We start from the raw sequence: 18,024 nt of genomic DNA, 5'->3' as shown, positions 1-18,024 counted from the left end.
TAGGGTATTAAGCGTAGTCAACATGACTGGCTCCGGGCGTAAAGTTGGGTATATCCGGAAGGTTCTTAATGAAGCGCTGCTGGCGAAAGGTTCACGCGGCGCAAAAAAAGCATCATGTATTTTGAAAAACACATTCACTAAAAGAATACATTGACGCCATTTATACGCATAACCCATTGATTTAGATCTATTTTTTTAGTGATTGATATCTTTGCCCATGATAAAAAGAGGGTTTTAAATCATCACTGAAATGCCTGCATGAAAGGCAAGGATGCTTTATGACCTCACTAAACTTCTCCCAAACGGCAGCCTTTATCTGGTCTGTCGCAGATTTGCTGCGCGGCGATTTTAAACAGTCTCAATATGGCCGCATTATTCTCCCCTTTACCCTGCTGCGCCGTCTGGAGTGCGTGCTGGAGGAGACCAAAGACGCCGTCGTTGCCGAGGCTGCAAAAGTCCGGACCTCTTCCCTGCCCGAAGAGGCCAAAGAGAAATTAATCCTCCGTGCCACCAATGGCCTGACGTTTTTTAACGCCTCGCCGCTCAACCTGAGCAAAATGGGGCAAAATGACATCCAGGCCAACCTGGAAAACTACATCCAGTGCTTTTCCAGAGACGCGCGGGAAATTTTTGAGCACTTTAAATTCAGCGAATTTATTGGTCTGCTGGATGATGCCAACCTGCTCTACAAGATTGTGCAGAAGTTTGCCACCACCGACCTCAGCCCGCAGGCCATCTCCAACCATGAAATGGGCCTGGTGTTTGAAGAGCTGATCCGCCGTTTTGCGGAAAGCTCCAACGAAACCGCCGGAGAGCACTTTACCCCGCGCGACATCGTGCGCCTCACCACCTCGCTGGTCTTTATGGAGGATGACGAAGCGCTCACCAGGGAGGGCATCATTCGGACCCTCTATGACCCGACGGCGGGCACGGGCGGCTTTCTCTCGTCCGGGATGGAATACGTCCACGAGCTGAACCCGAAGGCGGTGATGCGCGCGTTTGGCCAGGAGCTGAACCCGGAGTCGTACGCCATCTGCAAAGCCGACATGCTGATCAAAGGTCAGGACGTCAGCCGCATCAAGCTGGGGAATACCCTCTCTAACGATCAGCTTCCTGCCGACCGCTTCGATTACATGCTGTCGAACCCGCCGTTTGGCGTGGACTGGAAGAAGATCGAAGCGGACATAAACAACGAGCACCGGAAAGGGTTTTCGGGGCGCTTCGGGCCCGGCCTGCCGCGCGTGTCCGACGGCTCGCTGCTGTTCCTGCTGCACCTGATCAGTAAAATGCGCGATGCCGATACCGGCGGGCGCATTGGGATCATCCTCAACGGCTCTCCTCTGTTTACCGGCGGAGCGGGCAGCGGCGAAAGCGAGATCCGACGCTACATTCTTGAGGCGGATCTGCTGGAAGGGATCGTCGCGCTGCCCACCGACATGTTCTACAACACCGGGATCGCCACCTACGTGTGGATCCTGTCGAACAAAAAAGCGGCTGAGCGTAAGGGCAAGATCCAGCTGATCGACGCCAGCAGGCTCTACAGCAAAATGCGTAAATCGCTGGGCTCTAAGCGCAACATGATGAGCGAGGAGGATATTCGGCTCATCACCCGCACCTTTGGCGACTTTGAGGTTGCGGAGGCGAAAAACGCCGAGGGCGAACGCATCCTCGCCAGCAAGATATTCAGCAGCACCGACTTTGGCTTCCGCCGTCTGACCATTGAGCGCCCGCTGCGTTTAACGGCACAGGTCACGGATGAATCCATTGCCGCGCTGCGCTTTGCGCCAAAACCGCTCAATGCCCCGATGGCGTGTCTGTACGACGCGTTCGGCGCCTTCTGGCAGGACGAGAACTACGGCAGCTTTGCGGCGTTCGAGCCGGAAGCGCGCGCCATCATCAAAGCCGAATTCCCCGAGCTTAAAGAGAAGCAGATTAAAGATCTGCTCGACGCATCGCTGTGGCAACGCCAGCGCGCGCTAATGGTCAAAGCGCAAAAAATCCAGTCGGCGCTGGACGGTAAAGCGGGTGGAAAAGCGCTGCCGAGCGATGATTTCAATCAGTTCCAGCTGACGCTCAAAGAGGCGCTTAAAAACGCCGCCGTGAAGCTCGATGCTAAAGAGCATAAGCAGCTTATCGAGGCGATCGCCCGCAAAAACCCGGACGCGGAGCCGGTCGTTAAAAAAGTCCTCAGGGAGGATGCACAGCCGCTGTACGGCGCGTTTGCGTATTGCGGCCAGGTAGTGGAATTTGAGCAGGACGGCGACCTGCGCGACAACGAGAACGTGGCGCTCGATCCGTCTGTTTCGACCAGCGATTTGATTGAAGGCTACGTGAAGGCGGAGGTGCTGCCGCACGTGCCGGACGCCTGGATTAACGCCGACAAGCGCGACGCCCGCGATGGCGAGGTCGGGATTGTTGGGTACGAGATTCCGTTTAACCGGCATTTTTATGTGTATAAACCCCCGCGCCCGCTGGAGGAGATTGACGCGGAGCTGGATGCGCTGAGCGCGGAGATTATGAAGCTGCTGCAGGAGGTACACTCCTGATGGCTAAGTATAAAGCGTATCCGGAATATAAGGATTCTGGGGTTGAGTGGTTGGGGACGATCCCTTCATCATGGCAAATGTGGAAATTATCTCATGTATATGAAGTTATAGGTTCGGGAACAACCCCAACCTCGGACAATGACTCTTTATTTCAAGGGGATATACCATGGATTACTACTAGTGAACTTCGTGAGAAGATTATTTATTACACAAACAAGAAAGTTAAGGTCTCTACCTTACAGAAATTTCCTGCTTTAAAAATTCATCCCGTAGGTTCAGTTGTTATTGCTATGTATGGAGCGACAATAGGTCGGTTAGGAATTCTTGGTGTTGATGCAACTACTAATCAGGCATGTTGCGTAATGACTAAATCTAAAATAATTAACAATCATTATCTTTATTACTGGTTGCAGGCATACAAAGCGGACATAATCTGTCTTTCCTCTGGTGGTGGTCAACCTAATATAAATCAAGAGAAAGTTTCATCTTTGAAATTATCAGCCCCGGCATTAAATGTTCAAATGCTTATTGTAAGCTTTTTAGATCATGAAACCGCAAAAATCGACACCCTAATCCAAAAACAGCTCCAGCAAATCGACCTCCTCAAAGAGCGCCGCACTGCTCTTATCGCCGCCGCCGTCACCGGCAAAATCGATCTCCGCGACTGGACGCCTCCCGCCAGCAGCCCTGAGGAATCTCTCACCGCGGAGGAGGCTACCGCATGATCGCCGACGTCACCAAAGAATCGAACCTGCAGGCCGATATCATCCAGCAGATGTGCCAGCACGGCTGGCTCCCCGGCAAAGGCGAGCAGTACGATCGCGAACGTGCGCTCTACTCTCAGGATGCGCTTACCTTTGTCCAGACCACCCAGCCGCAGGAGTGGGAAAAATTTACCCGCATCTATCCCAACGACACCGAACGTCATTTTCTCGATGCGCTGGTCGCGCAGCTTAAAAAAGCCGATACCAACGCCACCGACGTTCAGTCCCGTCATTACGGCACCCTGGGCGTGCTTCGCCACGGCATCCGAAGCCATAGTGCGCGCTTTTTCCTGTGCCAGTTTCAGCCGGACCACAACCTCAATCCGGACACCCTTGCGCGCTATCGGCAAAATATCTGCCGCATCGTACCGGAGCTGGTCTACAGCCCGAATGCGAACGGCACCGAGACGGAGGTGAAAGCTAAACGCTGGCGCATCGACCTGGTGCTGTTTATCAACGGCCTTCCCGTCGCCACGCTTGAGCTGAAATCCGAGTTTAAGCAGACGGTCAACAGCGCGATAAACCAGTATAAGAAAACCCGCCTGCCAAAGGATCCGGTGACCAACAAGCCGGAGCCGCTGCTGACCTTCAAGCGCGGCGCGCTGGTGCATTTCGCCGTCAGCCAGTATGAGGTCTATATGACCACCAGGCTGGCGGGAGATGACACCTTTTTCCTGCCGTTCAACAAAGGCACCAAAGCGGGCGGCGCGGGTAACGACATCCCGGAAGATAGCCAGCAGTACGCCACCAGCTATCTGTGGAACGAGGTACTGCTCCCCGACAACCTGCTGAAAATCCTTGCCTGCTTTGTGCATCTGCAAATCGAGGAGAAAGAGAGCTGGGACGGTAAAAAGGTCAAAAAAGAGAGCCTGATCTTCCCGCGCTACCACCAGTGGGACGTGGTGAACAAGCTTATCGCCGCCGCAGAGGAAGAAGGCACCGGCAACAAATACCTTATCCAGCACAGCGCCGGGTCCGGGAAGTCGAACTCGATCGCCTGGACGGCGCATCAGCTCGCGTGCCTGCACGATAAAAAGGGTGAAAAACGCTTCCACTCGGTGATCGTGGTGACGGACCGCACCGTGCTCGACGATCAGCTCCAGGACACGATCTATCAGTTCGAACATGCGGACGGCGTGGTTGGCCGCATCAACAACCGTGAAGGTGATGGCTCGAAATCGGAGAAGCTTGCCAGCGCGCTGGAGCACTCGCAGCCGATTATTATCGTGACCATCCAGACCTTCCCGTACGTGCTCAAAGCCATCGAAAACAGCACCCGCCTGAAGGAAAGAACCTACGCAATCATCGCTGATGAAGCGCATTCGTCCCAGAGCGGCTCTACGGCGCGTCAGCTAAAGGAAGTGCTGATGAGTGAAGGGGCCAGCGACGACGTGGTCCTTACCTCAGAGGATATCCTCGACGCCACCCTTGCCGCCCGCAGCGGAAGCCCGAACCTTAGCTTCTACGCCTTCACCGCAACGCCGAAGGCGAAAACCCTGGAGCTGTTTGGCCGTCGACCCAACCCCCACGAACCCGCATCGAGAATCAACAAGCCCGTGGCGTTCCACGTTTATTCCATGCGTCAGGCCATCGAGGAGGGCTTTATCCTCGACGTGCTGAAGAACTACACCAATTACAAAGTGGCCTATAAGCTGCTGCAAAAAATCGGTGGCAAAGACCAGGAGGTGGACAGCAACCGGGCGAAGATCAGGCTCAGCCAGTGGGTAGCGTTGCACGAGCATAACGTCTCGCAGAAGGTCATCGTCATCGTTGAACACTATCGTCAGCACGTTATGCATCTGCTTGGCGGACAGGCGAAAGCAATGGTGGTGACCAGCTCGCGCAAGGCGGCGGTGCGCTACAAGCTGGCTTTTGATAAATACATCGCGGAAATGGGCTACGGGAAAATCGCCGCGATGGTGGCGTTCTCAGGCGAAGTCGAGTTCCAGGAAAATGACATGAGCGACCTCGCGCTGCTGCACCAGAAATTTACTGAAATCAGCATGAACCCGGCGCTCAAGGGCCGCGATATGCGAAAGGCGTTTGATAGCGATGACTATCAGATCATGCTGGTAGCCAACAAGTTCCAGACCGGCTTTGACCAGCCGAAGCTGTGCGCCATGTACGTCGATAAGGCGCTGGGCGGCGTGGAGTGCGTCCAGACGCTGTCGCGTCTTAACCGGACCTATCCCGGTAAAAAGGAATCAGGCACCTTTGTGCTTGATTTTTATAATGAACCCGACGATATCCTGTCCGCCTTTCAGCCCTACTATCAAACGGCAGAGCTAACCGATGTTAGCGATCCGTACCTGGCGTTCGATCTGTACGAAAAGCTTCGCGCCAGCGGCCTATTTTTATGGAACGAGGTTGAACAGCTGTGTGAGGCTTTTTACAGCAAGAAGAAGTCGAATGCGGCGCTCAGCAATATTTGCCTGCCCGCGGTAAACCGCTGGCGAATGCGGTATGCCTCAGCGAAAGAGGCGTATATCAGCGCTAAACAGATCTATGAGTTAACAAAAAAGGACTCCCCTAACCCCATTTTGCTGGCAAACGCGGAAAACAGTTTTAAAGCCTGCAAGCAGGAAAAAGATCGTCTGGAGATCTTCAAAAAAGATCTCGGCAGCTTTGTACGGTTTTACGAATTTATGTCGCAGATCGTCGCCTACGATGACAAGTCGCTGGAGAAGTTAAGCCTGTATTGTCGACACCTTCGCCCCTTACTGCGTGAAGAGGCAGTCGATGAAGATGATGTCGATCTTTCCAACGTTGAGATGAGCCACTATCGGCTTTCAAAAATCCAGGAGCAGCATATTAAGCTTCAGGAGGATGCGGCAGAGTATAAGCTCAACCCGGTTAATGACGTCGGCACCGCAAAAGCAAAAGATAAAAAAGAGGAGTTTATGTCGCAGGTGCTGTCGCAGCTTAACGAGCTGTTTATCACCGAAAACCTGACCGACAAAGATATGCTCAACTATGCCTTTGTGGTTTACGATAAGCTCGCAGAAAACAACATCGTAATGACCCAACTCGACAATAACACCCGTGAGCAGGCCATGCTGGGCGACTTTCCTAAAGCCATTGATGATGCCGTGATGGACAGCAACGACGCGCACAGGGAGATGATGATGCAGTACTTATCGTCGCCTGAAGTTGCCAAAGGCTTTGCTCACCTGATGTATGATATAGCAAAAATGCGCAGGGAAATGGCTCATGAGTGATATTCAACTTTTTCGCTATAGTGCAAGCGGCGTAAAAGAGCTCTCAGGTAAAGCAGCAACCATCGAAAAAGAGCTGCAATCGCTGATCGAATCCCGAATGGAGATCTTTCTCGGGGTTCGTTTTCTCGACAGTGAATACAGCACCGGTAAGACCCACCGCGGGCGCATTGATTCACTCGGGCTAGACGAAAATAACTGCCCGGTTATTATCGAATACAAACGCCACAGCAACGAAAATGTCATCAACCAGGGACTGTTTTATTTAGACTGGCTTCTCGATCATAAGGCTGAATTTAAGTGGCTGGTGATGGAGAGGCTCGGCAAAGAGACGGCAGAGGCGATAGACTGGTCAGGCACGCGTTTGCTCTGTATTGCCGCTGATTTTAATAAGTATGATGAACATGCCGTTCAGCAAATTAACCGCAATATCAGCCTGATTCGTTACAAGCTTTTTTCTGACGATCTGCTGATGTTCGAGCTGGTCAACGCCGTTGTTGAGAACGCCTTTTCTGAGGCGGCAACCGAAACATTACCCTCCGCAATTGGCAAGCGTAATACGCGAACGCATAGCGAACAGCTCGCCAGCGCGTCCACAGAATTAGCCCTTCTTTTCGAACAGCTTAAAAGCTATGTCCTGTCTCTCGGCGATGAGGTGCAGTACAAAGAGCTGAAGCTGTACGGCGCATTCCGTCGTCTGCGGAATTTTGTTTGTGCCGGGGTTTACCCCGTAACCGATCCGCATATCCGTTTGTGGTTGAAACTTAATCCTGAGCATATTCAGTTTGAAGAAGGCTTTAGCCGGGATGTGACTCACATCGGCCACTGGGGGACAGGCAACGTTGAACTCGCGGTACGCAATGAACATGACCTGATGAAAGCTAAGCTGCTCATCGAAAGGGCGTATCAGGAGAATTGATGCATCATGCTTATGCCGGGTGGCGGCGTTGCCTTACCCGGCCTACAAATTCATTCCGTACGCAGCGGTGCCGCCACGCATTTTTGCACATTCCCTTCGCTTCCCTCTATCCTTAACCCATGGAAAAAATAGCTGAACTCAAACGCGCCAAGCTGTTGGCGCTGTCGCTGCTGCTGGTTGCCGCCGCGGCCTTTATCACCACCCTGTTCCTGCCGCAGACCTTCTGGGTGCGCGGCGTCAAGGCCATTGCCGAGGCGGCGATGGTCGGCGCGCTGGCTGACTGGTTTGCGGTGGTCGCGCTGTTCCGTCGGGTGCCGATTCCCTTTATCTCCCGCCATACGGCGATCATCCCGCGCAATAAGGACCGGATTGGCGACAACCTCGGCCAGTTCGTGCAGGAGAAGTTTCTCGATACCCAGTCGCTGGTGGCGCTGATCCGCCGCTATGAGCCCGCCCAGATGATCGGCGCCTGGTTCAGCAAGCCCGACAACGCCCAGCGCGTTGGCCTGCATTTGATGCAGGTGATGAGCGGTTTTCTCGAACTCACCGACGACGGACGCATTCAGCGCCTGCTCAAGCGCGCGGTGCATAAGGCCATCGACAAGGTCGATTTCACCGAAACCAGCGCCGTGATGCTGGAGAGCATGACCAAAAACAACCGCCATCAGGTGCTGCTTGACGCCATCATCAACCGGCTGATCACCCTGATTCAGCGGGAAAGCACGCGGGACTTTATTGCCGACCAGATCGTCCACTGGCTGAAGACCGAACACCCGCGTAAAGCGATGGTCCTGCCCACCGAGTGGCTGGGCGATCAAAGCGCGGAGATGGTGTCGAACGCGGTGAACACCCTGCTGGACGATATCAGCCACGACCGCACGCACCAGATCCGCCAGGCGTTCGACCGTGCCACGCTGAAGCTTATCGACAATCTGAAAAACGATCCGGAGATGGCGGCCAAAGCCGACAACATCAAGCACTACCTGAAAAACGACGAGGCGTTTAACCGCTATCTGGGGGAAATGTGGGCCGACCTGCGCCAGTGGCTGAAGGCGGATATGCAGAGTGAAGACTCGCGCGTGAAGCAGCGCATCGCCAACGCCGGGCTGTGGTTTGGCGAAACGCTGACAAACGACGCCAGCCTGCGGGCGTCGCTGAACGAGCATCTGGAGCAGGCCGCGCACCGCCTCGCACCGGACTTCGCCGCGTTCCTGACCCGCCACATCAGCGACACGGTCAAAAGCTGGGACGCCAAAGACATGTCCCGTCAGATCGAGCTTAACATCGGCAAAGATCTGCAGTTCATCCGCGTTAACGGCACGCTGGTCGGCGGGACGATTGGCCTGATCCTGTTTTTACTCTCGCAGCTGCCCGCCGTGCTGGGGCATTAATCTGCTTTAGGCGGCGCGATGACGTAGCGCGTCGCCTCGAAGCGGTTCAGAATCAGGTGCATGAGAAAGACCAGCGTCAGCGTTGCCACCAGCGAAAAGGTGACGGAGGTAATGCGGTACAGATCGCTGAACACCAGGTCCGTGTCCGGGTGCATGTTCTGACCGAACATGATGCCGATGGTGGTGATGCTGGAAAAGCCCACGCCCGCGCCCACTTTCTCCATCACGTGCAGGCGTGCGCCAAACGCCAGCCCGAGGCCGATCAGCGGCATCATCAATAGCATATGGCTGCTGTGGTCGTAGAGGATCAGCTGCACCACCAGAATATAGAGGCAGCCCAGCACCACGCCGACCACGCGCCAGATCGAGCTCATCACCGCGCCGCGATAGTGCATCGGGAACAGGATCAAAATCCCGGCCATCAGCGCCGAAAGCGAATCGCTTAAGTCACTGATTTGAAAAACGACGAATATCAGCGTCGCGACCGTGCCGGAGAGCAGCGACTCGTGGCGCACGCGGGCGTCGTCTTTCTCAATCAGCGGCGGCGGCCTGCGAGGCTCCACGTCCGGCAGGAGATAGTTCATCAGCGCGCTCAGGCACACCGCCATGACGCTCGCTTCGATGTTGGAAAACAGCAGCGTGTGCCAGTTAGTGGTCGGGTAGCTCATAAAGTTGAGCATCACGCTCTGGCATACCACGCCCATCGACCCGAACAGGAACAGCGGCCCCTTGCTCATAAAGCGAAAGCGCATCACGTACAGGGCAAACACCACCAGCGTCATGATGACCGGCCATTGCGACAGATAGCCGATGATAATCACCATTTCAACGCAGTTGAGCGAAGCACTGAAGATAAACTGCTTCGCCACGTGGCGATTAAACACCGGCACCAGCGACAGCAGCATGATCGGGTAAACCACAAAAAACACGCCATAGCTGGTGTTGTAAAAGCTGGAGATGCTGAGGGCAATCATGCCGGCAAAGACGATGCGCAGGGTCTGGCGAAAGTCGTTTGCCGTATAGACGATGTTGCCGTGCGGGGTAAAGACCCGCGCCAGGGTGGTAATAGACATCGAACTAATAAACATAGTGCAGCAGGCTCACCAGGTGGATCTGCATCCCGGAGAAGAAGCGCGCAAAAGGCCCTTCGCTGTTGTAGAGCTGCACGGTCGCCCGCGCGCCGGTCGGCAGATGCTTCGGCAGCGCTTCATCCAGCGTCACGTGAATGCGCATGCGCTGGGCGTCTCGAACCCAGCGGTTGGAGGTTTCCGGTTCGGAGAGCTGGCCGTTAACGGCCTCCTGACCCGCCAGGATCCCCGCGTCACTACTGGTCACGTGGGCGCGAAAAACGTGCCCCGGGAAGGCGTCAAACACCACGGCCGCATCGGTGCCCTGATGGGTATGGCGCAGGCTCTTTTCACGAAAATCGGCCACGATATCGGTCTGGTTGTTCACCAGCGCCAGCGCGGCTGACCCCGAGGAGGCGTAAAAGCCCGGGCTTAACTGCAGGTTACTGACCGTGCCGTCCGCCTGGGCGTAGACCTTCGTCCAGCCGAGGTTGAGTTCCGCTTCATCCAGCGCGTTGCGGTATTTTTGCAGCGTCACGTTGCGCTGCTCGTCCAGCTCGCCGCGCTGAATGCGCAGGTTCTGGATGTTAGCCTGGATTGAGCTGACGGACTGTTCGCTGCTCTGCCAGGTAGTGCGCACCTTATCCAGATCCGCCTGCGAGACGTTCTGCAAGGTGCTCAGCTTCTGGTAGCGGTCGAAGGTCACTTTATCGTTCCGCGCGGTCAGCACGGCGGTTTTCAGGCTGGCCTGCGCGGCGGCGATCTGCGCGTCCAGCTGCTGGTTGGAAAGACGAGCCTGCTCCAGCGCGATTTGCGCCGCTTCCACTTTATTGCGAAACGGCGTGTCGTCGAGCTCAAACAGCAGATCGCCTCTCTTCACCTGGCTGTTGTTGTGGACATGTACCGCCGCCACGTAGCCGGAGACGCGCGGAGACACCGGCGTCACCACGCGCATCACGGTGGAGTCCGGCGTCAGCGGGATCCAGATATCCGCGACGATAAAGTAGACAAACATCAGCAGGAAAGAGGCAATACTCACCCTTACCCAGCGGGCAAACTTTTGTTCAGGGGTCATTATTTTTCGGTCTTGTTATCTTCTTCGCGGATTGTCCGCAAATTGCAGGCGATTTGATTCAACGTGGCGCTAAAAATGTCGAGATGTTCCGGCGCGATGTTTTGCGATACGCGCGCCTGATACGTCTCAATCACCTGAGTGAGCCTTTTTAAAATGGCTTTTCCCTCGGGCGTCAGCGTCAGAAGCCGGATGCGCCTGTCGTAAGGCGATACGGCGCGCAGCAGGTAACCCTGCTTTTCCAGCTGTGTCAGAGTGCGCATCAGCGGCGGCAGTTCAATCCCCTGCACCTCCGCCAGCTCACTCATCGAGACGTTATCCCCAAGCTGGAAAAGCTGCATCATCACCGTCCAGCTCGACTGGGTTAGCCCGGTATCGAGAATGGCATCGTCAATCACCGCACGCCACTGGCGCACGATCATCGCCATCCGCATGCCCATCGGCCTGCGGCTAAACAGTTCTTCTTCACTCATGGGAAACCTCTCGTCACACGCGGTCAAGATAATAGTTATCAGGGTAAGTATCAAGAAACGAGAGGGTAAAGCGCAGGAATTGCAAAAAGGGTGTTCTCCCTCTCCCTGTGAGAGCAGATTTTACCCGCAACTACTTACGGCTGGATTATTGATCAAATATATGGAGTATTGAAATAAAATATAAAAGGGACTCATCAGAGTCCCTTTTCTTTATGCTACAGCTCTTTCATTCCATGAATCTTTGAACTTTATGTTACCGTCACAGTATATCCACTCTATAGATTCATACCTTATTTCAACTTCTTCCATATGCTTTCCCGCAACTCCTATTGGTACTAAAACAGGAGAAATTTTTGTAACCTTTACATTTTCCATTTTAATATTGAAATATTCTACTTCTATTCCCGACTCATTAATTCTGTACATTTTAATCAAAGCTGCTTTAAATACCCCACCTTTACATACCGCCCTGAATAAATAGGGAGTGAGGCGATCTATCTCTTTTTCAAATGTAATCGGAACATGTAGGCGCGTACCAGTAAGTTTTCCAGTGTTATAATCTGTAGGGATCCATACAGAATGATTGAACGATTTAAGTTCTGTTGAACCCAATCGTGTAGGCATCAAGCATTCACCAATTAAAGGTGAGTTATTTTCATCGGTAATCCACATATGTGCTGGTATAGACATTTATTTTCTTCTCTCATAAAAAAATGAAAAGTATAGAACAATAACAATTATAATTCCGACTACGGATATTGTAATAGCAGAATTATCAATATACTTAACAGGTATATATGATAATAAAATTATAACTAAAATTGTTAAGTACGTTTTCAATTGTAGGATTAAATCATCAAAGATAAGCCTAAATATTTCTTTTAATATCTTATTCATCGGCTAGCCATTCGTTTTAAGGCATTAATTATTTCATCATTAGAAGCTGTAACTATATTTAAATAACCAACATCTAAAACTAATGGCTCTATTAAAAAGTACATCATTTCAAGGTTTTCCGTGTAAAGAGCATCATAGAACTGTGGCAGAAAAAATTTTAAATTGTGAGCACTAGCAGCAGCATGTTGAACCATACCGTATGTACTTAATGCTATTAGCCCCCCTGACGTAATGCCTCCAATCCTTTTCATCATTGCACTTCGCATAATTCCATTGATTTTACTCCCGTAGCAAATATATTTAACAACAGAATAGACTAGTGCTGCCCTTGAAGCTTGCATAACAGAATAGTGTGTTGTAGGTGGTACAACTTTCTTAAGGATAATATTCCTTTCGTTTTCATCTTTATTCTTAAGCAACGTTTGAACATAAATTAATATCATCTTAAAAATTATATTTCTATGCTTAATAAGTTCATACAGACCTAGTAAAAACCTCTGATCCTCAATCGAAAGCCGTTTGCAAACATCTTCATAATTTTCTGTAAAGCAAGAAGTGTAATAAAGTGCTCTAGTTGCACCATCACCGAGATTATTAACATAATCGATAAATCCATCTTTCACACCAACAATAGCCTTATCTAATCTCACGGCTAATTCTTTGTCGGCTCCTATTTTTCTAATAATATCTTCACTGTAATACATAATATCTCCCTGTGGTTTGATACATTGATCATCTTATAGGTTTCGCTTTGTTTAAAGTGATCATACTCCCAATTCTTGTAAATAGTAAAAAAAAGCCACCTTTATATTATCTGTATAAATAGATAGCTTTAAATGATTAAGCTAATGAATGTAATGTTAAATTAATTGCTGCATGTTATTTGTTTCGGTTTATTTTCCCATTTTAAAAGTGCTTCCAGCTTTCCTACATTGTAATCATATTTATCGTAATGGGCCGATGATACATCGTGTAATGCATGTTACTGAATCCTGCCAGGAATTCATTTTTTGATTTTCAATTATCAAGCCAGTATTTTAAATGCTCTACGGAAATATCTCGAAATAAACAAATCTACATTACTTCGTTCACAAAAGCGCTTAATATTATCCGCAAGCAGATTGCTATCCATAAATCTTGCAGGGAAACGGAATCTTTATCCAGTTTACCCGTTGCCACTTTTTCCCAATTAGTTATTTTTCTCATAATTGTGATTGAAAAATAAACACTCACGGCCTGAATATCGCGAAATGATCAGGTCTAACAATTCCATAGCTGTTTCACAAAGAATGACGTGAAACCATTTTTTGATATTGATGGTGGCACAGAAAGAATACAATTTTTCTTATCATAGTATTTTTTGGAAAGAGCCATAATCTCATAAGGGTGCTGACCGCCGCAAAAAAAATTAGCTGGATAAGTACAGCAACGTCAGCATTAAAGAAATGTTCATCAGTTATTTTGAGTAACAAGGCCAGTTCATCGAAACTAAGAAAACGTTCACCTATATATAGTTCTTCTTCAACTACATCAAGTACTATGCTGGGTTAAACGGAATATCAAACACAATATCAGGCTTATCTATCAACGGTGATTTGTCGTCCTTAACGCCAAATGAAAAGAGAGTATGCATATATGAACGGATCTGATTTACCCAGGTTCGCTTTTGTGTGTTGATAAACGTGATTGAGAACAGCCCTTACATCATTTGAAGTGATATTTTTCGCAATTGTTTTTACCTGCAGCAGACCGCTTCCAGCAATTGTTGAGCGCAGAGTCTTGTAATGATGGTATGTGCGTTTACCTGACACAATAAAATCGATTTTGTGGGCCTTAAACAAATCTGCAAGCATAACGCTTGTTCTAGAAACTTTGATGGCATCCGAACATCAAGAAAGGCTTTCGAACTTCTCAAGGGCGCTACTTATAGATATTGCCGGGTATTAACCCGGCGTCGGAAATGAGAGCGCCAGCCCGCAGCGGCGTTTAGCGGCTAAAATGCTTCCTGACGGCACTTTTCCCCGACGCCGTCACCATCACCTCCCGATACCCCGCCACCCGCTGGATCCAGCCTTTATTTTCAAGATGGTCGAGCAGCAACGCACCGGCTTCACCGCCCAGGTGGAACCGCCGCTCGCTCCAGTCCAGACAGGCGCAGCAGGCCTTCCGGCGCGGATGCGCACTTAACGAAATGCCGAGCGTCAGGAACTGCTCCCAGCCATAGAGTGTCAACGCTGAACCGTCAGCCTCCAGCCAGCCTTCCGCCTGCATGAAATCATAAATCTGCACCGCCACCGCGCCTGCGAGATGGTCATAGCAGGTCCTGGCTTCACGCATGGCTTTCGGTGCGTTGGTTTCCGGTGGGGTAATGCGGCTCCAGGAGATCCCCATCATCTGCTCCACCAGCGCCGCCACGTCGTGCCCGGCAAGGCGATAATAGCGATGCCGCCCTTGCGACAGGTAGGTAATGAGCTTGCCGTCCATCAGACGTGCAAGGTGCCCACTGGCGGTCGACGGTGCGACATCTGCCGCCGCGCTCAGCTCGGTGGCCGTCCACGCCCGCCCGTCCATTAGCGCACAGAGCATCTTCACGCGCGACGGATCGGCCATTGCTGCCGCTACAGCGGCAATGGCCTTTTCCAGCATCGCGCTGTTATCAGAGGGTAAGCTCGTCTTTAGCATTCGTCGCCCAGGGTTTGGTGATCTCTGCAGCCAGCTTATCATCATCCGTCAGCAGAATAAGGTGATTCGCATGGTCGCTGTACTGAGTCAGGATAGACACACCGCGCGCCGCCAGCGCCGCTGCGATCTCGCCCAACTCGCCGGGGCGCTCCTGCTTAAGCTTTCTGATCACCGGCTTTCGCACCGCCTGCACGATAAACCCGGCGTCGAGCAGCACGCGTCGGGCTTTTTCCCCTTCTTCCACCAGGAAATGGGCATGTGTACCAAATACGCCACCGCCCTCCAGCCCCACGCCGTTGCGGCCCAGCAGCTGCCCAAAGCGCGCCAGTTCACCTGGGATATCGCGAAAAATGACATGAATATCATACATCGGCATGCCCTCCGGTTTCAGAGGTATATTCCCGCACGACCTGCGCTACCCGAATGCGGTAGTACGCAAAAATCGACTCCCGCCCTTCAGCCTGCGCCGCCTGATGAAAGACGTTCTGCTTCCAGCGGCGGACGGCCTCTTCATCCCGCCACCAGGAAAGGGAGAGGATTTTGCCGTCGGTGGTCAGGCTTTGGAACCGTTCGATATCAATAAAGCCGTCAATGTCCGCCAGCAGCGGCTTAAGCTCTGCGGCAAGCTGAAGATAGCGCGCCTGATGGGCAGGCGCGGCTTTGGCTTCGAAAAGGACTGCGATCATGGTTTTCTCTCCGTTGTGATGTTGGGGAGAGAATGCAGGAGGGAAAAGCACAATGCTTCGGCAAGGAGCGAAGCGTTGCGCCGGATGGCGCTGCGCTTATCCGGCCTACGGGCTCATGTAGGCCCGGTAAGCGCAGCGCCACCGGGCGGGCGCGGAATTATTCCAGGTTAGCCTTATTCAGACCGTACGCCGCGTCCAGCGAACCGGGCGCCATGCGGGAGGTGATCCCCAGACGGTTCCAGGCGTTGATCGCCACGATGGCGAAGTTCAGCTCTGAAATCTCCACGTCCGAGAAGTGCTCCGCCACGCTGCGGTAGAGCGCATCGCTCACGCCGTGCACGCCAATCTGGGTCAGCGCTTCGGTGAACGCCAGCGCGGCTTTCTCACGGGCGCTGAACAGCGGTGACTCGCGCCAGGCCGCCAGATGGTACAGGCGCAGCTCGCGCTCGCCGGCGATTTTGGCCTCTTTCGAGTGCATATCCAGACAGAAGGTGCAGCCGTTCAGCTGCGATACGCGAATGTCGATCAGGTGCTTCAGCGCAGGGTCGATGGAGGTTTTTGCCACCTCCATGCTCAGGGCGGACAGCGCGTTGGCGAGGGCAGGTGTAGCTTTATGGTGGTTGACGCGAGTGCTCATTGTCTTTCCTCTTTTTTATGCGGCATCGGTGATGCGATGAGGCAAATCTACGCCGTTCATGACATAGTAAAAAGACACAAAAAGCGTGAAACGAGGTAGGACATGAAGCCGGGCTATCACGAGATTTATACCCGCTACCGCGACAACATCACGCGCGGCGTGCTGAAGCCGGGCGATAAGGTGCCTGCCATCCGCGTGCTGGCGGAGGAGCTGAAGGTGGCGCGTAAGACCGTCGAAACGGCGTATGCCATCCTGACGGGTGAAGGGTACCTGGTGAGCCAGGGCGCGCGGGGTACGCGAGTCAACCCGGATTTACGGTTGCCGGATAAGACCATCCCAGCGGAACAGCCCACCGGCGCGCTTCCGGCATCGCTCATCAGCCAGCGCGAGCGGGCGGGGTTTTTGCGCCCCGGCATTCCCGCCCTCGACAGCTTTCCGTATAAAAAATGGCTGCTGCTGGCGGGCCAGGCGACGCGCGCCATGCGCCAGGAGGAGATGCTCAACCCGCCCGTTCTGGGCTGGTATCCGCTGCGCCAGGCCATCGCCAGCTACCTCAACATTTCGCGCGGCTTGTCCTGCAGCGCCGAACAGGTGCTGATCACCAGCGGCTACAGCGGCAGCCTGCGGCTGATCCTCGACACGCTCGCCAGCCGCAGCGACAAGGTGGTGTTTGAAGATCCGGGCTATTTTATGGGCCAGCAGCTGCTGAAGCGGATCGTGCCGCGCCTGCACACCGTGCCGGTCGATCGCAGCGGCATCGACACGGACTACCTGCTTCGCCATCATCACGACGCCCGCTTTACCATCGTCACCCCGTCGCACCAGAGCCCGCTGGCGGTGACGCTCTCCCTGCCGCGTAAACAGCACCTGCTCGACTGGGCCAGCCAGAACGAGGCGTGGATTATCGAAGACGACTACGACGGCGAGTTTCACTACACCCGCAAGGTGCTGCCGTCGCTGAAAAGCCTCGACCATCACGACCGGGTGATTTTTATGGGCACCTTCAGCAAAACCATCATGCCCTCGCTGCGCATGGGCTACGTGGTGATGCCCGCCCGCACCGTGGGCGCCTTTACCGACTGCGCGGACATCACCACCAGCGGCCAGCCGGTGCTGACGCAAAAGATCCTCACCGCGTTTCTCAACGAAGGCCATTTTTTCCGTCACCTGAAAAAGATGCGCGCCCTGTACCAGACCCGCCGCGACTGGATGATTACCGCCCTGCGCGAGGTGTATGGCGATCTCTTTTTCACCGAGCAAAACGACGGCGGGATGCATATCGTGGCGTTTCTGAGCAAAGGAAGCCGTGACCGGGAGGTGGCGCGCTGCTGGCAGGAACAGCAGCTGCAGGTCAATGCGCTCTCCGAGTGGTATCGCGGGTCCGGCAAACGCTACGGGCTGGTGATGGGGTATAACAACGTGCGGTCGTATCAGGAGGCGGTTGAGCTGCTGGAGAGGCCGAAACGGCAGACGTTTGAGCTGTTGCGGTGAAATTGCCGGGTGGCGGCTACGCCTTACCCGGCCTACTCGATCCCGTAGGCCCGGTAAGCGAAGTGTATGACCGGATACATAGGTGACAGATCAGACCGGGAACATAGGTAACACTTTTAGTCTATCCGGATCACACTCTGGGTTTTTCGGTCGTAGTACGCAAGCGTTATCCCGTTAAAGATGA

The 18,024-nt window shown here is 53.1% G+C and carries 15 protein-coding genes; 6 read left to right on the top strand and 9 right to left on the bottom strand.

Annotated features, from left to right (window positions below):
- The first annotated feature begins 278 nt into the window (after nucleotides 1–278).
- From ACMWKK_RS22730 to ACMWKK_RS22710, 5 genes are all read left to right on the top strand, one after another.
- A complete protein-coding gene (locus ACMWKK_RS22730) occupies nucleotides 279–2,546 on the top strand; it encodes a type I restriction-modification system subunit M (protein ID WP_112781591.1) in 2,268 nt (755 codons plus the stop codon).
- A complete protein-coding gene (locus ACMWKK_RS22725) occupies nucleotides 2,546–3,271 on the top strand; it encodes a restriction endonuclease subunit S (protein ID WP_112781590.1) in 726 nt (241 codons plus the stop codon). The genes ACMWKK_RS22730 and ACMWKK_RS22725 overlap by 1 nt, the downstream gene beginning before the upstream one ends.
- Nucleotides 3,268–6,528, top strand: a complete 3,261-nt coding sequence (locus tag ACMWKK_RS22720; RefSeq protein WP_112781589.1) for a type I restriction endonuclease subunit R — start codon at nucleotides 3,268–3,270, stop codon at nucleotides 6,526–6,528. Before ACMWKK_RS22725 ends, ACMWKK_RS22720 begins: the two co-directional genes overlap by 4 nt.
- Nucleotides 6,521–7,444: a DUF5655 domain-containing protein gene (locus tag ACMWKK_RS22715; RefSeq protein ID WP_112781588.1), complete on the top strand. Its 924-nt coding sequence runs from the start codon at nucleotides 6,521–6,523 to the stop codon at nucleotides 7,442–7,444. The genes ACMWKK_RS22720 and ACMWKK_RS22715 overlap by 8 nt, the downstream gene beginning before the upstream one ends.
- A gap of 119 nt (nucleotides 7,445–7,563) precedes the next feature.
- On the top strand, nucleotides 7,564–8,835 hold the full coding sequence (locus ACMWKK_RS22710; RefSeq protein WP_021240620.1) for a DUF445 domain-containing protein: 1,272 nt from the start codon (nucleotides 7,564–7,566) through the stop codon (nucleotides 8,833–8,835).
- On the opposite strand, the gene ACMWKK_RS22705 is transcribed toward ACMWKK_RS22710, so the two are convergent.
- From ACMWKK_RS22705 to ACMWKK_RS22665, 9 genes are all read right to left on the bottom strand, one after another.
- Entirely contained in the window at nucleotides 8,832–9,908 is a 1,077-nt protein-coding gene (locus ACMWKK_RS22705) for a DUF2955 domain-containing protein (RefSeq protein ID WP_112781587.1), read from the bottom strand. The two genes, ACMWKK_RS22710 and ACMWKK_RS22705, sit on opposite strands and share 4 nt — an antisense overlap.
- 4 nt (nucleotides 9,909–9,912) lie before the next feature.
- Nucleotides 9,913–10,980 carry an HlyD family secretion protein gene (locus ACMWKK_RS22700; RefSeq protein ID WP_112781586.1) on the bottom strand — a complete coding sequence of 356 codons (1,068 nt, stop codon included), beginning with the start codon at nucleotides 10,978–10,980 and terminating at the stop codon, nucleotides 9,913–9,915.
- Nucleotides 10,977–11,447 carry a MarR family winged helix-turn-helix transcriptional regulator gene (locus ACMWKK_RS22695; protein ID WP_045327515.1) on the bottom strand — a complete coding sequence of 157 codons (471 nt, stop codon included), beginning with the start codon at nucleotides 11,445–11,447 and terminating at the stop codon, nucleotides 10,977–10,979. The genes ACMWKK_RS22700 and ACMWKK_RS22695 overlap by 4 nt, the downstream gene beginning before the upstream one ends.
- Nucleotides 11,448–11,657: 210 nt before the next feature.
- Nucleotides 11,658–12,137, bottom strand: a complete 480-nt coding sequence (locus tag ACMWKK_RS22690; RefSeq protein ID WP_112781585.1) for an Hcp family type VI secretion system effector — start codon at nucleotides 12,135–12,137, stop codon at nucleotides 11,658–11,660.
- Between the two features lie 203 nt (nucleotides 12,138–12,340).
- A complete protein-coding gene (locus ACMWKK_RS22685) occupies nucleotides 12,341–13,048 on the bottom strand; it encodes a hypothetical protein (protein WP_112781583.1) in 708 nt (235 codons plus the stop codon).
- A gap of 1,282 nt (nucleotides 13,049–14,330) precedes the next feature.
- Nucleotides 14,331–15,026 (bottom strand): ArsR/SmtB family transcription factor, encoded by a 696-nt coding sequence (locus tag ACMWKK_RS22680; protein WP_112781582.1) that lies wholly within the window; start codon nucleotides 15,024–15,026, stop codon nucleotides 14,331–14,333.
- Nucleotides 15,001–15,396 (bottom strand): amino acid-binding protein, encoded by a 396-nt coding sequence (locus ACMWKK_RS22675; protein ID WP_161656586.1) that lies wholly within the window; start codon nucleotides 15,394–15,396, stop codon nucleotides 15,001–15,003. The genes ACMWKK_RS22680 and ACMWKK_RS22675 overlap by 26 nt, the downstream gene beginning before the upstream one ends.
- On the bottom strand, nucleotides 15,389–15,712 hold the full coding sequence (locus ACMWKK_RS22670; RefSeq protein WP_023618387.1) for an antibiotic biosynthesis monooxygenase family protein: 324 nt from the start codon (nucleotides 15,710–15,712) through the stop codon (nucleotides 15,389–15,391). The genes ACMWKK_RS22675 and ACMWKK_RS22670 overlap by 8 nt, the downstream gene beginning before the upstream one ends.
- A gap of 157 nt (nucleotides 15,713–15,869) precedes the next feature.
- Complete coding sequence (locus ACMWKK_RS22665) at nucleotides 15,870–16,349, bottom strand: carboxymuconolactone decarboxylase family protein (protein WP_008501331.1); 480 nt, start codon at nucleotides 16,347–16,349, stop codon at nucleotides 15,870–15,872.
- Nucleotides 16,350–16,451: 102 nt separating this feature from the next.
- Here ACMWKK_RS22665 and ACMWKK_RS22660 point away from each other — a divergent pair, with 102 nt between their 5' ends.
- Complete coding sequence (locus ACMWKK_RS22660; protein ID WP_112781580.1) at nucleotides 16,452–17,840, top strand: PLP-dependent aminotransferase family protein; 1,389 nt, start codon at nucleotides 16,452–16,454, stop codon at nucleotides 17,838–17,840.
- Nucleotides 17,841–18,024 lie beyond the last annotated feature (184 nt).

This window comes from Enterobacter sp. 01-M-03-SI-ECC, from assembly GCF_047530215.1.
Lineage (GTDB): Bacteria > Pseudomonadota > Gammaproteobacteria > Enterobacterales > Enterobacteriaceae > Enterobacter > Enterobacter chengduensis.
This window is presented reverse-complemented; position numbering and strand designations above follow the sequence as displayed.

What these genes read in the sequence shown, in the direction of transcription:
- ACMWKK_RS22730 (WP_112781591.1), top strand. Translation starts at nt 279, where the DNA reads ATGACCTCACTAAACTTCTCCCAAACGGCAGCCTTTATCTGGTCTGTC.
- ACMWKK_RS22725 (WP_112781590.1), top strand. Translation starts at nt 2,546, where the DNA reads ATGGCTAAGTATAAAGCGTATCCGGAATATAAGGATTCTGGGGTTGAG.
- ACMWKK_RS22720 (WP_112781589.1), top strand. Translation starts at nt 3,268, where the DNA reads ATGATCGCCGACGTCACCAAAGAATCGAACCTGCAGGCCGATATCATC.
- ACMWKK_RS22715 (WP_112781588.1), top strand. Translation starts at nt 6,521, where the DNA reads ATGAGTGATATTCAACTTTTTCGCTATAGTGCAAGCGGCGTAAAAGAG.
- ACMWKK_RS22710 (WP_021240620.1), top strand. Translation starts at nt 7,564, where the DNA reads ATGGAAAAAATAGCTGAACTCAAACGCGCCAAGCTGTTGGCGCTGTCG.
- ACMWKK_RS22705 (WP_112781587.1), bottom strand. Translation starts at nt 9,908, where the DNA reads ATGTCTATTACCACCCTGGCGCGGGTCTTTACCCCGCACGGCAACATC.
- ACMWKK_RS22695 (WP_045327515.1), bottom strand. Translation starts at nt 11,447, where the DNA reads ATGAGTGAAGAAGAACTGTTTAGCCGCAGGCCGATGGGCATGCGGATG.
- ACMWKK_RS22690 (WP_112781585.1), bottom strand. Translation starts at nt 12,137, where the DNA reads ATGTCTATACCAGCACATATGTGGATTACCGATGAAAATAACTCACCT.
- ACMWKK_RS22685 (WP_112781583.1), bottom strand. Translation starts at nt 13,048, where the DNA reads ATGTATTACAGTGAAGATATTATTAGAAAAATAGGAGCCGACAAAGAA.
- ACMWKK_RS22680 (WP_112781582.1), bottom strand. Translation starts at nt 15,026, where the DNA reads ATGCTAAAGACGAGCTTACCCTCTGATAACAGCGCGATGCTGGAAAAG.
- ACMWKK_RS22675 (WP_161656586.1), bottom strand. Translation starts at nt 15,396, where the DNA reads ATGTATGATATTCATGTCATTTTTCGCGATATCCCAGGTGAACTGGCG.
- ACMWKK_RS22670 (WP_023618387.1), bottom strand. Translation starts at nt 15,712, where the DNA reads ATGATCGCAGTCCTTTTCGAAGCCAAAGCCGCGCCTGCCCATCAGGCG.
- ACMWKK_RS22665 (WP_008501331.1), bottom strand. Translation starts at nt 16,349, where the DNA reads ATGAGCACTCGCGTCAACCACCATAAAGCTACACCTGCCCTCGCCAAC.
- ACMWKK_RS22660 (WP_112781580.1), top strand. Translation starts at nt 16,452, where the DNA reads ATGAAGCCGGGCTATCACGAGATTTATACCCGCTACCGCGACAACATC.